This is a genomic window from Pseudoxanthomonas mexicana, assembly GCF_046736355.1.
Classification (GTDB): Bacteria; Pseudomonadota; Gammaproteobacteria; order Xanthomonadales; family Xanthomonadaceae; genus Pseudoxanthomonas_A; species Pseudoxanthomonas_A mexicana_B.
Genome location: NZ_CP157201.1, coordinates 3356884 through 3379862, shown reverse-complemented (window position 1 = coordinate 3379862; position 22979 = coordinate 3356884). Strand labels below are relative to the sequence as shown.

At 69.0% G+C, this 22979-nt stretch carries 20 protein-coding genes; 12 read left to right on the top strand and 8 right to left on the bottom strand.

The genetic code is table 11. The annotated features are described in order from the left end of the window. Window positions 1-10: 10 nt before the first annotated feature. The gene (locus AAG688_RS15570) at window positions 11-1450 is read right to left on the bottom strand and encodes a Do family serine endopeptidase (RefSeq protein WP_411835036.1); all 1440 of its coding nucleotides are present in this window, start codon (window positions 1448-1450) and stop codon (window positions 11-13) included. Window positions 1451-1965: 515 nt separating this feature from the next. Here AAG688_RS15570 and AAG688_RS15565 point away from each other — a divergent pair. The 4 genes from AAG688_RS15565 to AAG688_RS15550 all read left to right on the top strand — a co-directional run bounded on the left by AAG688_RS15565 (window position 1966) and on the right by AAG688_RS15550 (window position 7002). Then, complete coding sequence (locus AAG688_RS15565; RefSeq protein ID WP_411835035.1) at window positions 1966-4119, top strand: adenosylcobalamin-dependent ribonucleoside-diphosphate reductase; 2154 nt, start codon at window positions 1966-1968, stop codon at window positions 4117-4119. A 517-nt stretch (window positions 4120-4636) separates the two neighbouring features. After that, a complete protein-coding gene (locus AAG688_RS15560; RefSeq protein ID WP_411833096.1) occupies window positions 4637-5239 on the top strand; it encodes a hypothetical protein in 603 nt (200 codons plus the stop codon). 90 nt (window positions 5240-5329) lie between these two features. After that, window positions 5330-6145, top strand: coding sequence for an NrdJb (locus tag AAG688_RS15555; protein ID WP_411833095.1), 816 nt, complete (start codon window positions 5330-5332; stop codon window positions 6143-6145). Window positions 6146-6519: 374 nt separating this feature from the next. Further along, a complete protein-coding gene (locus tag AAG688_RS15550; protein ID WP_411833094.1) occupies window positions 6520-7002 on the top strand; it encodes a hypothetical protein in 483 nt (160 codons plus the stop codon). Between the two features lie 123 nt (window positions 7003-7125). Here AAG688_RS15550 and AAG688_RS15545 read toward each other — a convergent pair whose 3' ends face one another. From AAG688_RS15545 to AAG688_RS15530, 4 genes are all read right to left on the bottom strand, one after another. Beyond that, window positions 7126-7245: a DUF2474 domain-containing protein gene (locus AAG688_RS15545; RefSeq protein WP_411833093.1), complete on the bottom strand. Its 120-nt coding sequence runs from the start codon at window positions 7243-7245 to the stop codon at window positions 7126-7128. An 11-nt stretch (window positions 7246-7256) separates the two neighbouring features. Then, window positions 7257-8258 carry a cytochrome d ubiquinol oxidase subunit II gene (cydB, locus tag AAG688_RS15540; protein ID WP_411833092.1) on the bottom strand — a complete coding sequence of 334 codons (1002 nt, stop codon included), beginning with the start codon at window positions 8256-8258 and terminating at the stop codon, window positions 7257-7259. Further along, window positions 8255-9709, bottom strand: coding sequence for a cytochrome ubiquinol oxidase subunit I (locus AAG688_RS15535; protein ID WP_411833091.1), 1455 nt, complete (start codon window positions 9707-9709; stop codon window positions 8255-8257). Before AAG688_RS15535 ends, cydB begins: the two co-directional genes overlap by 4 nt. An 85-nt stretch (window positions 9710-9794) precedes the next feature. After that, entirely contained in the window at window positions 9795-11102 is a 1308-nt protein-coding gene (locus tag AAG688_RS15530; protein ID WP_411833090.1) for an APC family permease, read from the bottom strand. A 409-nt stretch (window positions 11103-11511) separates the two neighbouring features. Here AAG688_RS15530 and AAG688_RS15525 point away from each other — a divergent pair, with 409 nt between their 5' ends. The 4 genes from AAG688_RS15525 to AAG688_RS15510 all read left to right on the top strand — a co-directional run bounded on the left by AAG688_RS15525 (window position 11512) and on the right by AAG688_RS15510 (window position 14227). Then, window positions 11512-12351 carry an amidohydrolase family protein gene (locus AAG688_RS15525; RefSeq protein WP_411833089.1) on the top strand — a complete coding sequence of 280 codons (840 nt, stop codon included), beginning with the start codon at window positions 11512-11514 and terminating at the stop codon, window positions 12349-12351. Between the two features lie 79 nt (window positions 12352-12430). Then, window positions 12431-12919, top strand: a complete 489-nt coding sequence (locus tag AAG688_RS15520) for a pyridoxamine 5'-phosphate oxidase family protein (RefSeq protein ID WP_411833088.1) — start codon at window positions 12431-12433, stop codon at window positions 12917-12919. 91 nt (window positions 12920-13010) lie between these two features. Then, window positions 13011-13682 (top strand): hypothetical protein, encoded by a 672-nt coding sequence (locus tag AAG688_RS15515; protein ID WP_411833087.1) that lies wholly within the window; start codon window positions 13011-13013, stop codon window positions 13680-13682. Next, window positions 13679-14227: a cytochrome b gene (locus AAG688_RS15510; protein ID WP_411833086.1), complete on the top strand. Its 549-nt coding sequence runs from the start codon at window positions 13679-13681 to the stop codon at window positions 14225-14227. The genes AAG688_RS15515 and AAG688_RS15510 overlap by 4 nt, the downstream gene beginning before the upstream one ends. Window positions 14228-14425: 198 nt before the next feature. On the opposite strand, the gene AAG688_RS15505 is transcribed toward AAG688_RS15510, so the two are convergent. From AAG688_RS15505 to AAG688_RS15495, 3 genes are all read right to left on the bottom strand, one after another. Next, window positions 14426-14767, bottom strand: coding sequence for a hypothetical protein (locus AAG688_RS15505; RefSeq protein ID WP_411833085.1), 342 nt, complete (start codon window positions 14765-14767; stop codon window positions 14426-14428). Next, window positions 14764-15009 (bottom strand): hypothetical protein, encoded by a 246-nt coding sequence (locus tag AAG688_RS15500; protein ID WP_411833084.1) that lies wholly within the window; start codon window positions 15007-15009, stop codon window positions 14764-14766. Before AAG688_RS15500 ends, AAG688_RS15505 begins: the two co-directional genes overlap by 4 nt. Before the next feature lie 212 nt (window positions 15010-15221). Next, window positions 15222-16445, bottom strand: a complete 1224-nt coding sequence (locus AAG688_RS15495; RefSeq protein WP_411833083.1) for an HD-GYP domain-containing protein — start codon at window positions 16443-16445, stop codon at window positions 15222-15224. Between the two features lie 403 nt (window positions 16446-16848). Between AAG688_RS15495 and AAG688_RS15490 the strand changes: the two genes are divergently transcribed. The 4 genes from AAG688_RS15490 (at window position 16849) to AAG688_RS15475 (ending at window position 22972) form a co-directional block, all read left to right on the top strand. Then, window positions 16849-19818: a two-component regulator propeller domain-containing protein gene (locus tag AAG688_RS15490; protein ID WP_411833082.1), complete on the top strand. Its 2970-nt coding sequence runs from the start codon at window positions 16849-16851 to the stop codon at window positions 19816-19818. A gap of 120 nt (window positions 19819-19938) precedes the next feature. After that, window positions 19939-21159 carry an acyltransferase family protein gene (locus AAG688_RS15485; RefSeq protein ID WP_411833081.1) on the top strand — a complete coding sequence of 407 codons (1221 nt, stop codon included), beginning with the start codon at window positions 19939-19941 and terminating at the stop codon, window positions 21157-21159. A gap of 41 nt (window positions 21160-21200) precedes the next feature. Next, the gene (locus AAG688_RS15480; RefSeq protein WP_411833080.1) at window positions 21201-21716 is read left to right on the top strand and encodes an RNA polymerase sigma factor; all 516 of its coding nucleotides are present in this window, start codon (window positions 21201-21203) and stop codon (window positions 21714-21716) included. Next, window positions 21713-22972, top strand: coding sequence for a hypothetical protein (locus AAG688_RS15475; protein ID WP_411833079.1), 1260 nt, complete (start codon window positions 21713-21715; stop codon window positions 22970-22972). Before AAG688_RS15480 ends, AAG688_RS15475 begins: the two co-directional genes overlap by 4 nt. Window positions 22973-22979 lie beyond the last annotated feature (7 nt).

Sequence of the window (22979 nt, the reverse complement as noted above, 5' to 3'; positions counted from 1 at the left end):
CGTTGCGATCTCACTGCATCGGCAGGTTGCCGCGCGCGTTGCCGCGGCGGATCTGCAGGATCAACTGCGGCGGCGGCCGTTCGAAGCTGGCGCGGAAGCCGGCCAGGTCGTTGAAGCTGCCGCTGGTGGCCGCGACCACCACATCGCCGGCGCGCAACTGGTTCTGCGCGGCGCGGCTGTTGCGCGCCACTTCCTTGACCAGCACGCCCTGCAGGCCGGCCTGGCGCAGCGATTCGGGCACCTCGGCGAAGCTGGCGCCGGACAGGCGCGGATCCAGCGTCTCGCCGGCGACCGCGCGCGGCTGTTCCTTCAGCACCGCGCGCAGGGTCAGCGGCTTGCCGTCGCGCCGCACCTCGACGCTGAGCGTGCTGCCGACCGGCTGCAGGCCCTCGAAATTGTGCAGCGACGGCGCATCGTCGATGCGCTGGCCGTTGATCGCGGTCACCACGTCGCCGGCCTGCAGGCCGGCCGCCGCCGCGCCCGAGCCGGCGTAGACGCGGGTGATCAGCGCGCCGCGGGTGGTGTCCAGCTTCAGGCCGGCGGCCACGCGCGCGTCCAGGGTCTGCGTCTCGACGCCGAGCGTGCCGCGGATCACCTCGCCCCGCGTCTCCAGCTGGCGCATCACGTCGCGCGCCAGGTTGGACGGGATCGCCAGGCCCAGGCCGATGTTGCCGGCCATGCTGCCGCGCGGGTTGAGGCTGGCGGTGTTGATGCCGACCAGCTGGCCGCGCAGGTTGACCAGCGCGCCGCCGGAGTTGCCCGGGTTGATCGACGCGTCGGTCTGGATGAAGTTCTGGTAGCCCAGCCCGCGGATGCCGCTGCGGCCCACCGCCGAGACGATGCCTGAGGTCACCGTCTGGCTGAGCCCGAACGGGTTGCCGATGGCGACGACGAAATCGCCGACGTTGAGCGTGCTGCTGTCGGCCAGCGGGATCGCGGTGAGGTTCTCGGCCGGGATGCGGATCAGCGCCACGTCGGTGTCGGCGTCCGAGCCGAGGAACTCGGCGGTGAGCGTGCGTCCGTCGGCCAGCGTCACCTGCACGTCGTCGGCGTTGTCGATGACGTGGTGGTTGGTCAGCACGTAGCCCTTGGCCGCGTCGACGATCACGCCCGAGCCCAGCGACTGGTCGATGCGCTCCTGCGGCACGGTCGGAAACAGCCGGCGGAAGAACGGATCGTCGGCGAACGGCCCCAGCGGCGAGGCCACCCGCACGCGCTGGGTGGTGTAGACGCTGACCACCGCCGGCATCACGTCCTTGAGCATGGGCGCCAGCGATGGCAGCGGCTGGCCGCCGACGGCCGACGGCAGCGCGCCGGTCGCCGGCACGGCGCTGACCACGGCCGGCGCGGCCTGGGCGCTCTGGTTGAGGTTCTCGTGCAGGGACAGGGCGGCGAATCCGCCGAACGCGGAGGCGGCGGTCAGTGCGAGCAGGGTCGGCAGCGGGCGCATCGGTCTGGTCATATCCGGTGGGCTGGGAAAGGGATTCTGGGGACGGATGCGGGCCGGCAAAAGTTCCGAAACCGGCCTGCTCCGGAACCTGAACGAGTCTGCGCATTGCCCGCTAAACCGGCAATGAAGCCGGCCCGGCCGGAGCGGCCGGCGGTTCCCGACGCGGGCGCCCCCGCCGGTCAGCGATGCTTGTCAATCCGTTGACAGGCCGGCGGCCGCGGCGTAGCTTGCATGGTTCGTGCCGCCACTACATCTAGCGGTCAGGCACAGGGAAGGCCCAACCACTGGGGTTTTTGCTCGGTCATCAGCGAAAGGGGCGTTTGGCGCCATGCAGCCTTTGGTACGCGTTCTTGCCAGCAGGATCCACCACACCCGCTACCCACCATCGCGCGGCGCCGCACCGGCCGTGCGCGCCCGCCTTGTCCCGTCCGGGAACACCGCCGGGTGAGGACAGGCACGGGCGGCCCGGCCGCCCACGACAGAACAACCGCATGAAAAGGGAGAACGACAACATCATGAGTACGGTGCGCCTCGAGGCGATCAAGACCGGACCGGCAACGGCCACCATCCCGATGCAGCCGGCCTCCCAGGACATCTGGGACAAGAAGTACCGGCTGAAGACCAAGCAGGGCGCGCCGCTGGACGCCGACATCGACGGCACCTACCAGCGCGTCGCGCGCGCCTTGGCCGATGCCGAGGTTACCGCCGAGAAGCGCGCCTACTGGTACGAGCGCTTCGTCTGGGCGCTGCGCCGCGGCGCCATCCCCGCCGGCCGCATCACCTCCAACGCCGGCGCGCAGGAGCACAAGCCCGCCACCAGCACGATCAACTGCACCGTCTCGGGCACCATCGAGGATTCGATGGACGGCATCCTGGAGAAGGTCCACGAGGCCGGCCTCACGCTGAAGGCCGGCTGCGGCATCGGCTACGAGTTCAGCACGCTGCGCCCGCGCGGCGCGTTCGTCGCCAGCGCCGGCGCCTACACCTCCGGGCCGATGTCCTTCATGGATATCTACGACAAGATGTGCTTCACCGTGTCCTCGGCCGGCGGCCGCCGCGGCGCGCAGATGGGTACCTTCGACGTGTCGCACCCGGACGTGAAGGACTTCATCCGCGCCAAGCGCGAGGACGGCCGCCTGCGCCAGTTCAACCTGTCGCTGCTGATCACCGACGGCTTCATGCAGGCGGTGGAGAACGACGCCGACTGGCCGCTGGTGTTCCCGGTCAACGCCAAGGAGCGCGGCGACGTCGACCTGGACGACGCCTCGCAGGTGGTCTGGCGCGACTGGCCGACCCACAAGAACTACATCACCCGCGACGACGGCCTGGTCGCCTGCAGGATCTACGGCCACATCCGCGCCCGCCACCTGTGGGACATGATCATGGTCTCGACGTACGACTACGCCGAGCCGGGCTTCATCCTGATCGACCGCGTCAACGAGATGAACAACAACTGGTGGTGCGAGAACATCCGCGCCACCAACCCCTGCGGCGAGCAGCCGCTGCCGCCGTACGGCGCCTGCCTGCTCGGCTCGATCAACCTGACCACGTTCGTGCGCGACCCGTTCACCGACCGCGCGTGCTTCGACTGGGAGGAATACAAGGAAGTCGTGCGCGTGTTCACCCGCATGCTCGACAACGTGGTCGAGGTCAACGGCCTGCCGTTGCAGCAGCAGCGCGAGGAGATCCTGCGCAAGCGCCGCCACGGCATGGGCTTCCTCGGCCTGGGCAGCACGCTGACCATGCTGCGGATGAAGTACGGCTCGCCCGAGTCCTGCGAGTTCACCGAGACGATCGCCCGCGACATGGCCGTGGCCGGCTGGGAAACCGGCCTGGCGCTGGCCAAGGAGAAGGGCCCGGCGCCGATCATGGAGGAGCGCTTCACCGTCACCGCCGCGATGCTGCGCCAGCGCCCGGAAATGGCGAAGGACGGCTGGAAGGTCGGCCAGGAGATCCCCGGCAAGGTGCTGCACGCCCGCTACAGCCGCTACATGCAGCGCGTGGCCGAAGTGGTGCCGGAACTGGTCGACGAACTGGCCGAGACCGGCAGCCGCTTCACCCACCACAGCTCGATCGCCCCGACCGGCACCATCTCGCTGTCGCTGGCCAACAACGCCTCCAACGGCATCGAGCCCTCGTTCGCGCACCACTACAGCCGCAACGTGATCCGCGAGGGCAAGAAGTCCAAGGAGAAGGTGGACGTCTACTCCTACGAACTGCTGGCCTACCGCGAGCTGGTCAACCCGAAGGCGATGCCGTTCGCCGAGGAAGCCGACGCCAGGCTGCCCGACTACTTCATCGCCGCCGACGACATCAGCCCGAAGGAGCACGTGGACGTGCAGGCCGCCGCGCAGAAGTGGGTGGACAGCTCGATCTCCAAGACCGCCAACGTCCCCACCGATTATCCCTACGAGGACTTCAAGGACATCTACCGCTACGCCCACCAGCAGGGCCTGAAGGGCTGCACCACCTTCCGCTTCAACCCGGCCGCCTTCCAGGGCGTGCTGGTCAAGGAGGCGGACCTGGAGAACACTACCTACCGCTTCGAGCTGGAGGACGGCAGCGTGGTCGAAGTGAAGGGCAACGAGCAGATCGAATACGACGGCGAGATGCACACCGCCGCCAACCTGTTCGACGCGCTCAAGGAAGGCTACTACGGCAAGTTCTGAGTGCCGGGAAACCTGCCTCCCCCGCTTGCGGGGGAGGATGCCCGGAGGGCAGGTGGGGGGAGCGAGCGCAGCGAGTTGCTTTGCTTCCGCTTGAAAAGCGCCCCCATCCCAACCTTCCCCCGCAAGCGGGGGAAGGGGCGGTTCAGAAGGTTCCAAGCCTCCCCCGCTTGCGGGGGAGGATGCCCGAAGGGCAGGTGGGGGGAGCGAGCGCAGCGAGTTGCTTTTGTTCTACTCGAAAAGCGCCCCCCATCCCAACCTTCCCCCGCAAGCGGGGGAAGGGGCGGTTCAGAAGGTTGCAAGCCTCCCCCGCTTGCGGGGGAGGATGCCCGAAGGGCAGGTGGGGGGAGCGAGCGTAGCGAGTTGCTTTGCTTCCGCTTGAAAAGCGCCCCCATCCCAACCTTCCCTCGCAAGCGGGGGAAGGGGCGGTTCAGAAGGTTCCAAGCCTCTCCACCGTTCCACCCCGCGCAATCGGGTATAGCATCGGCAGCGTCACAGACCACGCCCGCAAGGAGGGCACATGAGCAACGGTAATGGTGTCACGGCGACGCTCTCCGGCGCCGCCGAAAGCGTGAAGGAAAAGGCCGTGGAGATCGGCGAAGCGGTCGCCAGCACCGCCGGCGCCACGGTCGCCAAGGCCAGGAAGGCCGCCCGCAAGGTTACCAAGACGGTGAAGGCCGACATCGCCAAGGCGAAGAAGACGGTGGCCAAGCGCACCGGCACTGCGGCCAAGGCGGTCAAGAAGAGCGTCGCCAAGGCGAAGAAGAAGCTGGAAGCGGCCAGCGCCAACGCCAAGAAGGAGGCCGCCGCGCTCAAGCGCAAGGCCGCCGGCGCCAGGAAGAAGGCGGCCAAGAAGGTCTCGGCCGCGCGCCGCACCGTCAAGGCCGACGTCGCCAAGGCCAAGGGCACGGTCAAGCGCGACGTCGCCGCGGCCAAGCGCAAGGTCGCCAAGAAGGCCACCACCGCCCGCAAGGCGGTGAAGAAGGTGGCCAGGAAGGCGACGAAGAAAGTCGCAACCAGGAAGACGGCCACCAAGGCCGCGACGAAGAAAGCGGTCGGCAGGAAGACCGCCGGCAAGGCCCCGAGGAAGACCGTGAAGAAGGCGGCCAGGAAGGCCCGGTAATTCCGTCGTTTCCCTCCCCCGTCCGCGGGGGAGGGTTTGGCTCCACCGCAGCACACCGAACCAACGCAATCGCATCCAGGAAAACCGACCATGGCCGTCAAGATCGACAAGAAAATCAAGGGCTACAGCGTGCTCACCCCGGAAGACAGGGCGCGCGAATCCGCGCCGCCGGCCAAGGGCGAGTCGATCAGCCGCGCCACGGCCGAAAGCGAGTTGCCGACCGCTGAAATCATCCAGATGCACGAGCGCATCGAGCGCCCGGAAGTGCTGATCGGCAGCACCTACAAGATCAAGTCGCCGCTGGTGGAGCACGCCATGTACGTGACCATCAACGACATCGTGCTCAACGCCGGCACCGAGCACGAGCACCGCCGCCCGTTCGAGATCTTCATCAACTGCAAGTCGATGGAGCATTTCCAGTGGATCGTCGCGCTCACCCGCATCATGTCGGCGGTGTTCCGCAAGGGCGGCGACGTGACCTTCCTGGTCGAGGAGATGAAGGCCGTGTTCGATCCGCGCGGCGGCTACTTCAAGGCCGGCGGCGTCTACATGCCCTCGCTGGTCGCCGAGCTGGGCAGCATCGTCGAGGAACACCTCAAGTCCATCGGCCTCATCCACGACCCGGAAATGAGCGCCCACCAGCGCGCCCTGCTGGCCGAGAAGCGCAAGCAGTACGAGGACCACGCAAAAAAAAACTCTGAAGTAGGCAAATCCGCCTCTCCTTCCCCTGCGACGGCGGATGAGGGCAGCGCGATGCCCGGAGCGTCGGAAGACATCGCCATCACCGGCGACGGCGCCAGCTTCCCGCCCTCGGCCACCCTGTGCCACAAGTGCAGCACCAAGGCGCTGGTCATCATGGACGGCTGCGCCACCTGCCTGAATTGCGGCTACAGCAAATGCGGGTGATGCCGGCTGCCCGCTGCGCTTGCGGGTAGCCGAAGAGGCATTGATGGAATCCGGTCGAACCGCGGGGCTCTTGCGAGCCCCGTTCCTTTTCAAGCGGTTCAAAGACGGAGCCCGGCCGGAGCCGCGACGACCGGGGAAGCCGCAGCGCCTTCGGAGGGTGTGCAGCGAACATTGCGATGCAGCCGCCTCGGGATCCGGGCTTCGCTCTCGGCCCGGTTCGAGGCGTGGCGACGAACGGTGACCTCCCGTGTCCAGCGCGCGCGTTGACCCAGGCGACGGCGCAATGCCGCCGCCCTTCCCGTATGCGCCGGCCAGGCCGATCGTGCCGATGGCGCGTAGGGGCAATGCGCACATTCCACGACATGGAGAGCGTCATGCCAAAAGTCACCCGCATCGAACTCCACTTGCAGACCGGCGGGCAGCGCAATGCCGGTACCGATGGAGACATCTATCTCGGCATATGCGGTCGCGAGTTCTACATCGACTCCCCGGAGGACGATTTCGAGACCGGCGCCACGCGAACCTACGTATTCGCAGGTGCCGGCAGCGACAGGAACGTCCTGCACCCGGAGCTCAACGACCCCACTACGCACAACCTGACGACCGAGAATATCGAGAAGTTTCCGGTCTACATCCGGTTCCAGCCACACGCCAGCGCCCCGCGCTCGGACCGCTGGCAGTTGCAGCGGGCGGATGTGTACCTGAACGGTTTGGACCTGTACGAGTGGAGCACCGCCAGCATCATCAAGGGCCCGGGCATCTGGCTGGGCGTGCACGCGGGCCTGGTGATGCACTTGGCCAGGCACATCGACTCGGCGCCCTCCAGGCCGCCGGTCAGACGCGAGCAGGTGTCCTGACACATCGCGTCCGGCCCGGAACGCTGGAACGTTCCGGGCCAGGCGTCCATGCGCCGTCCGGGAAACCAGGGCCGTTTCCTTCGGGGGGAATCCGTTGCGCGGATTCGGCCCGTCCGAAGCATCCTACGGCGCTATCCACCACCGCAGCACTGCGGCCAGCGCGCCGACCGCGGCCAGCCCGGCGAGCCACAGGCCGGCGAACCAGAGCAGGCGCTTCCACAGTGGCGGCGGCGGAGAGTGCATGCCGTATCCCATCAGTGGTAGCCCTCGTGCCCGACCTTGCCGCGGAACACCCAGTACGACCATCCCGTGTAGGCGAGGATGATGGGGATCAGCACCACCGCGCCGATCAGCATGAAGCGCAGGCTCGATTCCGGCGCGGCCGCCTCGTGGATGGTCAGGCCACCGGGAACCAGGTCGGGGAACACGCTGATGCACAGCCCCGCGAACGTCAGCGCGAACAGGCACAGCGACAACAGGAAGGGCGCCAGCTCGCGGCGTTTGCGCAGCGAGCGCAGCAGGGCGTAGCCGATGATCGCGACCAGCAAGGGAACCTGCGCGGTGAGCAGCACCTGCGGATACGCCATCCAGCGATCGTGGTAGTCGAACTCCAGGCCGATCGTCATCGCGCTCACGGCGGCGATGCCGGCGAGCAGGGCGACGGCGAAGCGGGGCGCGAGCCGGTAGGCGTGCGCCTGGGTTTCGCCGTCGGTCTTCCAGACCAGCCAGGCCGCGCCCAGCAGCGCGTAGCCGGCGACGACGCAGGCCCCGGTCAGCAGCGAGAACGGCGTCAGCCAGTCGAGCCAGCCGCCGGCGTATTCGCGGTTGCCCACCTCGATGCCCTGGACCAGCGCGCCGAGGATGATGCCCTGCGCGAACGCGGCGACGAGCGAGCCGGCGGTGAACGCCACGTCCCACCACCGGCGGTGGCCCGGATCGCGCCACCTGGCCTCGAACGCCACGCCGCGGAACACCAGGGCCAGCACCATCGCGATGATCGGCGGGTACAGCGCGGTCATGATCACGCCGTAGACGAGCGGGAACGCCGCCATCAGGCCGCCGCCGCCCAGCACCAGCCAGGTCTCGTTGCCGTCCCAGACCGGCGCGATCGAGTTGATCGCCTGGTCGCGCCCGCGGCCGGGCGGGAACACCGGGAACAGGATGCCGATGCCCAGGTCGAATCCATCCATCACGACGTAGGCGAACACCGCGAAGAGGATGATCCCGGCCCAGACCAGGGTGATGTCGATGTTCATGCCGGATCCTCCCCTGACAGTTTCATGGCCGGCCCCGGGGTGATGCCGGCGGTGCGGATGGGAGCCTCCTGCGCGTCGGCCGGCGGCTCCTGCGGCTGCACGCCCTTCTTCATCAGGCGCAGGATGTACAGCGTGCCGAAGCCGAACACGATGAAATAGACCACGATGAACGTCAGCAGCGACGTGGCCACCGCCGGCGCGGCCAGCGGCGATGCGCTTTCGGCGGTCGTCAGCAGGTTGTAGACGGTGAAGGGCTGCCGGCCGACCTCGGTGGTGACCCAGCCGGCGATCACGGCGACGAAGCCGGAGGGCGCCATCGCGATCGCCATGCGGTGCAATGCGCTGGAGGTGTACAGCCTGCGCCGCGCGCGCGCGTACAGGCTCCAGATGCCGAGCGCGAGCATCAGCACGCCGATGCCCACCATGATCCGGAACGACCAGAACACCACCGGCAGCGGCGGTTCCAGTTCGTCGGGCACGGTGTCCAGGCCGTCGAGCGGCGCATTGCGGTCGTGCTTGAGGATCAGCGACGAGGCCTTGGGAATCACGATCGCATGGTCGATGGTCCGCGCCTGCGTGTTCGGGATGCCGAACAGGATCAACGGGGCGCCGTCGGGATGGCTGCTGTAGTGGCCCTCCATCGCCATGACCTTGGCCGGCTGGTGTTCCAGCGTGTTCAGTCCGTGCAGGTCGCCCGCGACGATTTGGATCGGCGCGACGATCGCCGCCATCCACATCGCCATCGAGAACATTTTGCGCGCCGCGTCCGGCGACGGCGCCGCGTCCGGCGCGCCCGCCGCGGCCGAGCGCGCGTGCCTGAGCAGGTGGTAGGCGCCGACGCCGCCGACCGCCATGGCCGTGGTCAGGTAGGCCGCGATCACGGTGTGCACGAGCCGGTACGGGAAGCTCGGATTGAAGACGATGTCGAACCAACTGCCGGCAGGAGCGAACTGCCCGGCCTCGTTGATGACGAAGCCGGTCGGGGTATGCATCCAGCTGTTGGCGCTGAGGATCCAGAACGCCGAGATGAAGGTGCCGATCGCCACCATCAGCGTGGCCAGGAAGTGCAGCCTGGGACCGACGCGGTTCATGCCGAACAGCATGACGCCGAGGAAGCCGGCTTCCAGGAAGAACGCCGTCATCACCTCGTAGGCCATCAGCGGACCGATGATCGGCCCGGCCTTGTCGGAGAACACCGCCCAGTTGGTGCCGAACTGGTAGGACATCACGATGCCGGAGACCACGCCCATCGCGAACGTCACCGCGAAGATCTTCAGCCAGAACCGGAACAGGTCGAGGTAGACCTGCCTGCGAGTGCGCAGCCACAGGAACTCGAGCACGGCCAGGAAGCTCGCCAAACCGATCGAGAACGCCGGGAAGATGAAGTGGAAGCTGACCGTGAAGGCGAACTGGAGCCTTGCCAGGAATACGGCATCGAAGGAGTCGAACATGTCCACCTCACCGGGAAAGCGGCCGTGCGCAATGACGGCGGCAGCCTACTCCCGCGCGGGTTCGGGCCGTGTGCACGCGCCCGCTTCAGCGTTCGCGCCTCGGAAACCGGTAGATCACGCTGCCGATCCCGATCGCGATGCCCACCGCGATCAAGTGCGCCGCGCTGGCGCTCAGCAGCAGCGCCAGCGACAGCGCCAGCGCGGCGCTCGGGATCAGCGGGCCGCCGGGCAGGCGCCAGGAGCCGGGCGCGTCGCCGTGCCGTCGGTGCAGCACCAGCACGCCGGCCGAGGTAGTGATATAGGCGAGCAGGCGGGTGACCATCGACAGCAGCGCCAGTTGCACGAACGATCCGCTCAGCGCGAGCGCCAGGGCCAGCGCGCACTGCACGGCGATGGCGATGGCCGGAGTGCGGAAGCGCGGGTGCACCCGCGCCAGCACGCGCGGGCCGTAGCCGTCGACCGCCAGCGTGTGCAGGAAGCGCGGGCCGAGCAGCAGGGTGGCGTTGCTGGTGCCGAGGATGGACAGCGCCGCGCCGGCGGTCAGCAGCAGCGCCAGCCCCTCGCCGCCGAACGTAGCGGCGGCGTCGGCCAATGGCGTGGACGAGCCGGCCAGGCCGGGCAGGGTGCCCTGCGCGACCAGTTGCACCGCGGCGTACAGCACGGTGACCAGCACGATCATGGCCACCAGCGCGAACGGCACGTTGCGCCGCGGGTTGTGGTATTCGCCGGCGGCGACCGACAGGTTCTCGAAGCCGGCATAGGCGAACAGCAGCAACAGCGCCGCCTGGCCGGTGTGCCGCAGATCCGGCGCCGCCGAAGCGGATGCGCCGAAAGCCAGCTCCCAGTCGACGTGGAACACGCCGATGCACACGAACAATGCCAATGGCAGCAGCTTGCCGAACACCAGCGCCAGCGACAGCCGCGCCGCCTGGCGCACGCCGACGATGTTGATGGCGGTGAGCAGCAGCAGCGATCCGGCGACCACGGCGATGCGCCCGCCGCCGCTGCCGGCCGCCGGCCAGAAACGCGCCACCGCGTCGGCCAGCCCGTTGCTCAGCGAGGCGGCGGTGGCCACGCGGGTCAGCCAGATCGTCCAGCCGACCTGGAAGCCGGCGAACGGCCCGAACGCCTCGCGCGCGTACAGCGCGCTGCCGCCCTGCTGTTCGAAATAGCTCGCCGCCTTGGCGTAGCACAGCACCAGCAGGCCCACGGTCGCCCCGGCCAGCAGCACGCCCCACACGCTGAAAGGACCAAGCAGCGCGAACGCGGTGGCCGGAAGCAGGTAGACGCCGCTGCCGACCACGCTGTTGATCGAAAGCCCGAGGATCTGCCAGCGGCCGACGGCCCGCAGCAGGCCGTGACCGGAAGGTGGGACGGATCCGCAGTCGCTCATCTTCGTACCGTGGAAGGCAGGGATCCAGCGTATCAGCACCTCGCCGCATGCGGGCGCCCGGAGAAGCGTCGTCGGTTCCCGTGCCGCAGGACGGATGAAGCCGTCCTGCCGGCATCGTCGTCGCTTCCTTGTCCGGAGTATTTCCATTCCGATTCATTGCACATCCGTCATCCCCGCCTTCGCGGGATGACGGGAAGAAGCACTGGGAATCGACTGATTCGACGCGGGTCCCGCCCGCTGCGCGGCTGCTGGAAGACGCGACCGGCCACGGCGATGCGAAGACATCGCCGTCACGGGCATGGCGGGAATCATTGCCGTCGGCTTCCACCCACCCACGTGCCACAGGCCGATGCGATGGCGATGCTTCCGACGAGTCCTGGCCGCCTTTCCTGCCGCTGATGGAGAACGCATGAAGATCGCGCGCCGCTTCCTCGCAATCCTGCTGCTTTCGCTGCCCTGCGCCGCCTTCGCCGCCGGGCCGGTGTTCGATGCCCACGTCCACTTGTGGAAGGGCGAGGAGTCGGTGCGCGAATACGCCGCGCAGGTCGCAGCGGCCGGGCTGGAAGTGTCCGGCTTCGGCGCAATCCTGATGGCCGGCAAGGGCGAGCCGGCGCGCACGCGCGAGCGCAACGACGAGTTGATCGCGCTTGCCAGGCGCCATCCGGGCATGCTGCCGATCGCCTCGGTGCACCCGCTGGACGGCGAGGCGGCCAGCGAGGAACTGCGCAGGATCGCCGCGCTGGGGGTCAGGGCGATCAAGCTGCATCCGCACACGCAGAAGTTCGACGTCGCCGATCCGCGCGTGCTCGAACTGTGCAGGCAGGCCGGCAAGCTGGGCCTGATCGTGCTGGTGGACAACGCCGGCATCCTGCCCGGCGACAGCGAGAAGCTGTTCAACCTGGCGGTCGGCTGCCCCGGCACCCGCTTCGTCTTCGCCCACATGGGCGGGCTGGACTTCCGCTTCTGGAACGTCCTGCCGCTGATCCGCACGACGCAGGATTTCTTCATGGACAACATCTACTTCGACATCTCGGCCACCGTGGTGCTGATGGCCGATTCGCCGCTGGAGAAGGAATTCGTCTGGACGATCAGGAACGTCGGCATCGAGCGGGTGATGATCGGATCGGACTTCCCGCAGATCACCCTGGAGCAGGCCGTCGATGCGCTGGAGCGGCTGGACCTGAAGAAGGAGGAGAAGGCCCGGATCCGCCACGGCAACGCCAGGGCGCTGTTCTTCCCCACCGACTGATCCGCGCGGGCCGCCGTTTCACCGGCCGGAGACATCCGCCCGCGCACACTGCCACGCCCACCTGCGAGGCTCGATTGCGATGGCGACGACCGATGAAATGGAAGGCAAGCTGTGGAAGGCGCTGCGTTCGGACATGACGATGATGCTGGGACTGGCCCAGGCCGAAGCCGGCCACCTGCGCCCGATGACGGCGCAGATCGAGCAGGATCGCTCGCCGATCTGGTTCTTCACCTCGCGCGAGACCGAACTGGTCAGGCACCTGGAAGGCACCCGGGAGGCGGTCGCCACCTTCGCCGACAAAGGCCACGATCTCTTCGCCACCCTGCGCGGAACGCTGACGCTGGACAACGATCGCGTGGTGATCGACCGACTGTGGAACCGGTTCGTCGCGGCGTGGTTCGAGGACGGCAAGGACGATCCCAAGCTGGCCCTGCTGCGCTTCGATGCGCGCGAGGCGGAGGTCTGGTTGAACGAATACTCGCTGGTGGCCGGGGTGAAGCTGCTGCTCGGCGCCGATCCCAAGGCCGACTACCAGGACAAGACCGCGACGGTGCGCCTGGACGACTAGCCCGGAGCGAACGACGCGGATCCTGCGGCCCGCCGCGTTAACACCGGCCGCGCCGCGGGCGTCCTGATGACAGGCTAATCCGGAGTCTGTCATGCAGCGTCGTCACCTTCTGCTTTCGCTATTGTCGGGCGGCGCCATCGCGGCCGCCGCTCCTTTCGGGCCAGGGATCGCGCGGTCCGCCAGCCTGCGGACCGTCCCCATCGTCGGCCTGCCGTGCGAGGGCTGCGAGGCGGTGTTCGAAGGCTTGCCGGAGCAAATCCCCGCCCGGTCGCGCATCGCGCCGGCCGACGAGCCGGGCGAGCCGATGCTGCTCGCCGGGCGGGTGATCGATGCGCAGGGGCGCCCGCGCTCGGGCATCGTGATCTATGCCTACCAGACGGACAGGAAGGGGATCTATCCGGATCCCGGGCCTCCAGCGGGGAGCGAAGCGCGCCGCCACGGACGCCTGCGGGGCTGGGCGATGAGCGATGCGCAGGGCGGGTACGCGTTCTCCACCATCCGCCCGGGCGCCTATCCGGATACCGACATGCCGCAGCACATCCACATGCACGTCATCGAGCCGGGTTGCGCCACCTACTACATCGACGACGTGATGTTCCGCGACGATCCCAGGCTCACCGCCGGGATGATGCGGACGATGGTCCTTGGCAGGGGCGGCGGCGGCCTGGTCACGCCCGTCATGGAAGACGGCGTCTGGCAGGTGGAGCGCGACATCGTGCTGGGGATGAACATTCCCGGCCACCCGCGTTGTTCCGCGCCATGAGCAGGGCGGTGCGCGAAGGCCGCTACCGGCTGCCCGCCCGCCTGCTGCACTGGCTGGTGGCGATCGCGGTGCCGGCGCAGATCTGGCTCGGCTGGACCGCCGAGCGGACGCAGGAACGGGAGGCGGGCTTCCGGCTGCTCCACCTGCATTTCCAGCTGGGCATGATCCTGCTGGCGCTGATGGTGCTGCGCGCGAGCTGGCGCATCGCGCATGGCGTGCCTGCGCCGGCGGCGGCCGAGCCCGCCTGGCGGCGGCGGCTGGCGGCGGCGATGCACTGGACGCTGTACGCGCTGCTGTTGGCGCTGCCGCTCAGCGGATACGTGATCTGGGTGTGGATGGACGCGCCGATGCAGCTGCTGGGCAGCGTGCAGGTGCCGCGCTTGTTCGAGCCGCCGGCCGACGACGAGACCTGGCGCGCGCTGGCGTGGTACGTGCATTACTACAGCGCCTGGGCGCTGGCCGGGCTGGTCGTGCTGCATGCCGCCGTCGCCCTGTGGCACGAGTTCGTGCTCGGCGATCGCCTGATCCGGCGGCGGATGATGTAGCCGGAGCGCGCCGCGTGTGCGGGCAGAAGCGATCCGTCGCCGCCCGCTTCCGCGATGCGGCGGTGGGCGGAAGGCTTCGCGTGGCATCTTCGCGGGTTTCTTCCCGAGCGGTTTGAACGACGCGAGGACGCTCCGCCCTCCCGCGTCTGGATGCATCTGATTGCCCGTGGATGCGCCACGGCGGCAATCGGCTGCCGGTCAGCGCCAGCGTCCCTTGACGACGGGCGCGACGGCCGGGCCGGGCGCCATTCCATCGGCGATGCTGGACAGGTCGACGGCCTTGAAGCTGCCGCTGCCGTCGATGTCGAGCCAGCCCTTCTGGCTCTGCGCCAATGCGCCGTGGTCGAGGAATACTTCCCCGCCCACCGCGGGCCTGCGGACCTCGCTGCAGCAGGCCGCCGGCACGCGCAGCACGCTGGTGCCCTCGCGTTGCCAGGGCAGGCGGGGGAAGAACTTGCGCACGACCGAATTGTCGACGTGCAGTTCCACGGTGCCTTTCGAGATCGCGATGCACTTGCCGATGCCGATATCAAAGCTCAAGACGGACTCCTTGCAGAACAGTGGTTGACGCTGCGCGGGGTGAACAGGTATCCACCCTGTTCCAGCAGCGAACGCATCCTGGATTCGGCCTGCTTCCTGTCCACGGCGGGATGGCTGCGGAGCGAACAGGAAATGGAACGCGCGCCATTGGCGCCGAGGACGTGCCGGCCGACGCTGAGCCGCCGCGCGGATGCGCGGACGGCATCGGCAAGGACGATGCGGTGCGACTTGATGGATTCCATGCGGTCCACCTCCCGTGCAAACCGGCACTCGACGGACGCGGGAGATAGACGGATGAGGAACGCCGTATTCCGGCTGCGCCCCAGCATAGCACCGGCGATCCGCATGCGGCGCGCTTTCGGACCGGCGGTGCTTCGGCGTCCTCACGCCGGCGTAACGCGCGCCTGCACCGCATCGTCACCGACGCGCATACGCGGCGGCGACGATCATGCAGTTACGCGAGCCAGAGCTTTTCCAGATCCTTGAAGCCCCATTGCCGCGGCGATTCGATCTGGACGATCTGGTCCTGGCAGCCGGGCGCGGCCAGATCCACGTCGTGCAGCAGCAACTGCTGGCGCGATCGCGCCGAGAAGAACACCCGCACGCACGGCGTCAGCAGGCTTCCGGAGTGCTGCTCGACCACCACGCCGAGCTTGTCCGACGCCAGCCGCACCAGCGTGCCGATGGGGTAGATGCCCAGGCTGCGCACGAACGCCTTGAACAGCACCGGATCGAAATGCCCGTTCCAGCTGGCCATGCGCCGCAGCGATTCGCCCGGATCCCAGCCTTGCTTGTAGGGGCGGTTGGAAGTGATGGCGTCGTACACGTCGCAGATCGCGCCCATCCGCGCCAGCCGCGAGATCTGCTCGCCGGCCAGCCGGTGCGGATAGCCGCTGCCGTCGATCTTCTCGTGGTGGTGCAGGGCGATGTCCAGCACCGCGGGATTCTCGATGCCGCCGGCGCGCAGCAGGCGCTCGCCCTCCTCGGGATGGAGGCGGACGATGCGGAATTCCTCGTCGTCCAGCTTGCCCGGCTTCTGCAGCACCTCCAGCGGCATGGCGGCCTTGCCCATGTCGTGCAGCAGGCCACCCATCGCCGCTTCCATCACCTGCTGCTCGGGCAGCTTCAATTGGCGCGCCAGCGCGGTCATCAGCGCGCTGACCGCGACCGAGTGCAGGTAGGTGTAGTCGTCGGCGGTCTTCAGCCGCGCCACGCTGATCAGCGCGCCGGGATGGCGCAGCACCGATCCGCTGATCTCCTCGACCAGCGGCATCGCCTCGGCCGGATCGATCATCCTGCCCAGGCGCGCCTCGCGGAACATCGCCGCCATCACGTCGCGGCCTTCCTCGCAGATGCGCCGCGCGCGTTCCATCTCGGTGGCCAGGGGCGTGGCGCCGGACAGCGCGGCCGGCGGCGTCGGCGCCTCGTCCTGCGCCGCGGCCGGTTCGTCCTGCGGCATCGGTGCGGCGGCGGAAGCCGGCGACGCCATCGCGGCCACGTCCAGGCCCTGCCCGACGTCGATGACGACCTGCCGCACCACGCTGGCCTGCAGCCGCGCGACGTCGTCGGCATCGGCCAGGAACGAGGTGCGCCAGAACGGATGTTTCAGCCACGAGCCGAGCATCCGGTGGACGTACATCCCGGGGCGCAGTTGTTGAACGTCGATGGTCCTGAGCATGAAGCGGCTACTCCCGCCGGGGGGGCGCGGAAAGGTTTGCGGGCCGGGGAGCCGCGGGGCCGGTGCATCCACGGCCGGGCAGGCTGTCCCGTTTTCGGTATCGGCCGTCTCCGCCGAATCTTTAATGTGGAAGAGGCGGGACGGAAAGCGCATGGCCGTCGTCGGCATTCCCTCGCCGGCGGCGCAGCCGGTGGACGCAGACCCCCTGCATGCGGCATGCACCAGCTTAGCGCGGCCGGGCGTCCGCCGCCGCACGAAAACAACGATGCCAATGATTCACGCCGCCTATCGCGATGCGTTGCAGCGGAGGCCGGAATCGCGCAATCGGCCCGGTCATTGCCCGCGCGGCTCAAGTAGCCGTGCCCGGCGGCGATAATGTGGTAATCCCCCAGGGCTTGTGCGCGTGCGACGTCTGCTGACCGGCTGCTGCTGCCTGCTGGCCCTCCTGCTGGGGCCGGTTTCCGCGTGGGCGCTGGATGCCTCCCGCACCGTCGACGAATACACGCTGTCGCACTGGTCGATGGAGGACGGGCTGCCGCACAACCTCATCCACCACATCGCGCAGGATCGCGACGGCTACATCTGGGTGGGGACGTGGGAAGGCGCGGCCCGCTTCAACGGCCTGCATTTCACCCGCTACGAGTCGTCCACCGTGCCCGGCGTGCGCATCGAGGGCGTGCGCGCGATCGCCGCCACCGGCGATGGCGACGTGGTGCTGAACCTGGGGCGTTTCGAGCCGGGCCTGATCCGTTTCCGGCAGGGGCAATGGTCGCGCCTGCCAGGCGAGGCGGGCACGCTGGCCGGCGTGTCCTGCCTGAAATACGGGCTGCACGGCGAATTGTGGATAGGCACCGACAGCTCGCTGTTCCGCCTGGATGGGCAGGGCCGGCTCGATGAAGTCGGCGCGCATCCGCTGCTGCGCGGCGAGCGCGTGCTGGCGGTGTTGCCGCTGCCCGGCGACGAGGTGCTGGTCGGCAACCGCCACGGCCTGTTCCGCATCGCCGGTGGCCAGGTCAGCGACTGGGGCCGCGCAATCGGCCTGCCGGAAACCACCGTGCTGGGGCTGGCGCAGTCGCGGCAGGGCGGATTGCTGGTCGGTGGCAGCGGCGGCGTGTGGCGGGTGCAGGACGGGCAGGTCACGCGCATCTCCGCGCAGCGCGCCGAGGCGATGCTCGAGGATCGCGACGGCAACCTGTGGATTTCCACCCTGGACGGCCTGGTGCGGCACTCGCATGGGCGGGTCGAAATCCTCGGCGAGCGGCATGGATTGAAGGGGCGGCTGGCGCCGTCGCTGTTCGAGGATCGCGACGGCCTGTTGTGGGTGGGCACGACCAACGGCCTGTTCCGCATTTCCGACGGCCCGGTGTTCGGCATCGATCGCAGCGCCGGGCTGCGCGACGGCTATGTGCGCACGCTGGTGCAGAAGGACGATCGCAGCGTCTGGATCGGCCATCCGATGGGCGTGGACGTCTGGCGCAACGGCAGGATGGAGAAGGTGCCGCTGGCCGGCGAAGGCCAGGGCGATCCTTCGGTGCTGTCGATGGCGCTGGCGCGCGACGGCGGCCTGTGGCTGGGCACCTACGACCAGGGCGTGCTCTACCTGCCGCCGACCGACGCCGGGGCGATGCCGGTGCCGGTGCGCATCGACGATCACCGCGGCCTGCCTTCCAACCACGTGCGCGCCCTGCTCGAGCGCGGCGACGGCGAACTGTGGATAGGCAGCAACCTGGGCGTCAGCGTCTACCGCGATGGCCGCATGCTGCGCCATTACGGCGCCGGCGAGGGCATGCCGGCCGGCAACGTCTACGCGCTGCGCGAGGATCGCCACGGCGTGCTGTGGATCGGCACCAGCAACGGCATGGCCGCGCTGGATGCCGACGGCCGCGTGCGCGCCTGGCTGCCGGGCAAGGGCTATCCGGCGGTGGCGGCGTTCGATTTCCACGACGACACCGACGGCAACCTGTGGATCGCCAGCGATCGCGGACTGCTGAAGCTGCGCGGCGACGGCTTCCTGCACCTGGACTACCGCCACGGGCTGCCCAACGACACGCTGTTCCGCATCCTCGACGATGGCCTGGGCAGCTTCTGGATCACCAGCAACCGCGGCGTGTTCCGCATCTCGCGCGCCGCGCTTGCGGCGATGGAGAAGGGGCACATGCAGCGGCTGCCGGTCGAACTGTTCACCCAGGCCGACGGCATTCCCAGCAGCCAGGCCAACGGCGCCAGTTCGCCGGCCGGCTGGCGCATGCGCGACGGGCGGCTGTGGTTCGCGATGTCGGAAGGGCTGGCGGTCATCGACCCGAACAATGCCCGGCGCCAGCGCGGGCAACAGATTTCGCTGGCCATCGAATCACTGGAACTGGACGGGCAGGCGCTGCCGTGGGCGTCGGACTACGCGATTCCGGCCTCGACGCGCCGGCTGGTGATCCACTTCAGCGGCCTGAACATGCGCGCGCCGGACAAGCTGCGCTACCGCTACCGCCTGCACGGCTTCGACGCGGACTGGATCGAGATGGGCAGCGACGCCTCCGCCGGCGCGGTGTACACCAACCTGCCGCCGGGCGAACTGCGCTTCGAGGTGCAGGCGATGAACGCGCCGGCCAACTGGAACGAGCGGCAGCACGTGCAGGCGCACACGCTCACCCTGCAGGTGACCGCGCCCTGGTGGTTGCGGCCGTGGTTCCTGGTGCTGTGCGCGCTGGCCATTATGGCGATGGGGTGGGTGATGGCGTGGCTGTTCACGCGCCGCCAGCGCCAGCAGCGGCGCAGGCTCGAACAACTGATCGACAGCCGCACCCGGGAGCTGACCGCCAAGAACAACGAACTCGAACGCGCCAGCAGCGAGCGCGAGGACCTGCTGCGCCAGCTCGCCCACCAGGCGCACCACGATTCGCTGACGCGGCTGGCCAACCGCCGCGCCGGCGACGAGTTCCTGCAGCGCGCGCTGCAGGACTACCGCCGCGAGGGCCGCCCGCTGTGCGTGGCGCTGATGGACATCGATCGCTTCAAGCTGATCAACGATCGCCATGGCCACGGTTTCGGCGACGAGGTGCTGGCACGCATCGCCGAGGTGGCCGGCCAGGTGATGGGCGAAGACGCCGGCGTGTTCACCGCGCGCTACGGTGGCGAGGAGTTCCTGCTCTGCCAGCAGGACGTACCCTGGCCGGCCGCGTTGCAGAAGCTGGAACGGCTGTGCCGGGAAATCGCCGCGCTGTCCCTCGTCGCCCCCGACGGGACGACGCTGGCGTGCACCGTCAGCATGGGCGTGGCCGAACTGCAACCCGGCCAGGACGCGCGCGCGCTGATGCGCGTGGCCGACGAGCGGCTCTACAAGGCCAAGCAGACCGGGCGCGATCGCATCGTGGCTTCCTGAACCCGGCCGGATCCGGGTGCGTCCACGCGGAAGTTCCGCATCGGGCGGGTGTGATATTCCGGGGCGGGTGGGCGAATAACGGTTGCAAGGGCCAGCCGGCCCGATTCGACCGGAGCCGCCGTGAACCCGTCCGCCCTTTCCAACGAACGCCTGCACGGCCTGGATGCCGTGCGCGGCTTCGCCCTGCTGCTGGGCGTGGCCCTGCATGCGGCCATGTCCTATCTCCCCGGTGCCGAACTGTTCTGGGTCGTTGCCGATGGCGACCGCTCGCAGTTCCTGGCCGGCGGCTTCTGGTGGATACACAGCTTCCGGATGACGCTGTTCTTCGTGCTGGCCGGGTTCTTCGGCCGGCTGGCCCTGCAGCGCCTGGGCACGCGGAATTTCGTGCGGGATCGCGGCAAGCGCATCGTGCTGCCGCTGGTCAGCCTGTGGTGGCCGGTGCTGATGGCGATCGTCGCGGTCATCGTCTGGAACGCCTGGCTGAAGAACGGCGGCACGATGCCGGCGCAGGAGCCGCAGCCGCCGTTGACGATGCGCAACTTCCCGCTGACCCACCTGTGGTTCCTGTACCTGCTGGCGATCTTCTACGCGGCGATGCTGGCGTTGCGCGCCAGCTTGCGCATGCTGGATCGCGGCGGACATCTCCAGGCGGCGCTTGATCGGAGCGTGCGTGCGATCGGCGGGCCCTGGGCGCCGCTGCTGCTCGCCGTCCCCGCCGCGATCGCGCTGGTGTCGCTGCCGATCTGGTGGCACTGGTTCGGCATCCCCACGCCCGACACCGGCCTGATCCCGAACCCGGCCGCTTGCGTGGCCTATGGCCTGGCCTTCCTCGGGGGCTGGGCGCTGCAACGCCAGCCGTCGTTGCTGGCCGCGCAGTCGCGCCGCTGGCCGCTGAACCTGGCGCTGGCGATCGCCGCGTCCGGCGCCTGCCTGTACCTGCTCAAGCTGATGCCGACGACCGCGCCGGCCGGCGACGGCCGCATCGCATGGGGCTACGCCTTCGCCTATGCTGCTGCCGGCTGGGCCTGGAGCCTGGCGCTGATCGGCCTGGCGCTGCGCTTCCTGGGTGGCCACAGCCCGGTGCGTCGCTACCTGGCCGACGCCTCGTACTGGATCTACATCGTGCACCTGCCGTTGACGATGGCCGTGCAGGTCGCCGCGAGCCGCTACGATGCGCCGTGGTGGGTCGAATATCCTGTGGGCCTGGCACTCGTGCTGATGGCGACGCTGCTCAGCTACCAATGGCTGGTGCGCCGCACCTGGATCGGCGCCTGGCTCAACGGCCGCCGCGTGCCGCGCCCGCGCGCGGCAGCGGGGGGCGCAGCGCCTGAAGCGGCGTGATCGACGATGCCTTCCCCTCTCCTGACCCTTCCGGCACGCCCGTGACCCGCGATCAGCACGCCGCCTTCCTGGCCCATCTCGATCGGCACAAGGCGCTGCTCTACAAGGTCGCCAACGCCTACTGCCCGCGGCGGGAGAACCGTGGCGATCTGATCCAGGACATCGTGCTGGAACTCTGGCGCGCCTGGCCGCGCTACGACGGCCGCGCGGCGGTTTCCACCTGGATGTACCGGATCGCGGTCAACGTGGCGATCTCGGCCTTCCGCGGCGAGGGCCGGCGCATCCGCGACGCGCTGCCGATCGAGGAGTTCGGCCTGGACCTGGCCGCCGCCGATCGCATGCTGGACGCCGAGGGCGACGACCTGCGCGCGCTGTACCAGTTGATCGCGCGGCTGGACGAGGTCAACCGCGCGCTGATCCTGCTGTACCTGGAGGGCTACGGCCAGGACGAGATCGCCGACATGCTCGGCATCAGCGCCAGCAACGTCGCCACCCGCGTCAACCGCATCAAGCAGAGGCTGCAGCGCGACTACGCGGCCTCGGAGGAAAGCCCATGAACGCCCCGGATCTGGAACGACTGCGCGCCCGCTGGGCCGAGCACAGCCGCCGCATCGACGACAGCCTGGTGCTGGACGTGGACGCCGTGCGCGCGACGCTGGAGCGCAGGACCTCGGCGGCTTTCGCTTGGTATCGCCGCCGGCGCGTCGCCGGCCTGGCGATCGGCGGCGGCTGCGTGGCCGCGCTGCTGGGTTTCATCGCGGCGCATTGGGGGCGATGGGATTGGGTGGCGATGGCCGGCCTGCTGCTGCCGCTGCTGCTGGCGGAAGTGGCGATCGACCTGCGCGAATGGCGGGCGCTGCGCCGGCTCGACCTGGGCGCGCCGGTGATGCGGGTGCGCGAGGTGCTGCACGCGCTGCGCTGGCGTCGCCTGCGCCTGGCCAAGGGTTACATGCTGTTGTCGCTGCTGCTGTGGTGGCCGTTCGTGCTGGTGCTGTTCAAGGGCCTGTTCGGCGCGGATCTGCTGCGCTGGCTGCCGCCCGGCGTGCTGCTGGTGAACCTGGCGGTCGGCCTGGCCTTCATCCCGATGGCGTTGGTGGTCGCCTGGGCACTGGCGCGCAGGTTCGGCCACATGCCGGGGTGGCAGCGCTTCCTGGACGATTCGGCCGGCGCGAGCTGGCGCCGCGCAAGCGACGAGTTCGCCGCGCGCGAGGCGTTCGAGACGGCGGTGGCCGAGGGCAGCCTACAGGAAGCGGCAGCGCCCGATCTTCTTTCCGACGACGTCCGCGACGGCTTGTGCGCGCTGCGTCGCCGATTGCTGGCGGGGATCCTCGCCTGCGCGGCGCTGGTGCTGTCGTTCGGGTTGTTCAACATCGGCCACGGCGGACAGGCGCGCTTCCTCATACCCAGCCTGCTGCTGATGTGGAGCGCGTTGGTGCACATGGTGGTGCAGATCCTGAACCGCGATGCGTTGTCGCGGACCGGCGGTGGCGCGGGTGCGCTGCGCGAACGCCTGTCGGCGATGCTGGCGCTGCGCCGGCGGCTGGCGCTGGCGACGCTGGCGTTGTCGCCCTTGCTGGCGTCGCTGCTGGCGGTGGTGGTGGGCAGGATCGCCTTCGGCGCCGACCTGATCCGCGATCTGCCGATGCCGGCGATCGCCGGCGCGTCACTGCTGGCGCTGTCGGCAAGCATGCTGCTGGGATGGCGCATCCGCCGCGATCCGGCTGGTTTCGCGCCGCGGCTGCTCGACGCGGTGTGTCTGGGATTCCCGCGGCATGCGCGCCGGCTGCTGGCGAAGCTGCGTGATCCGGAATGAGTTAGGA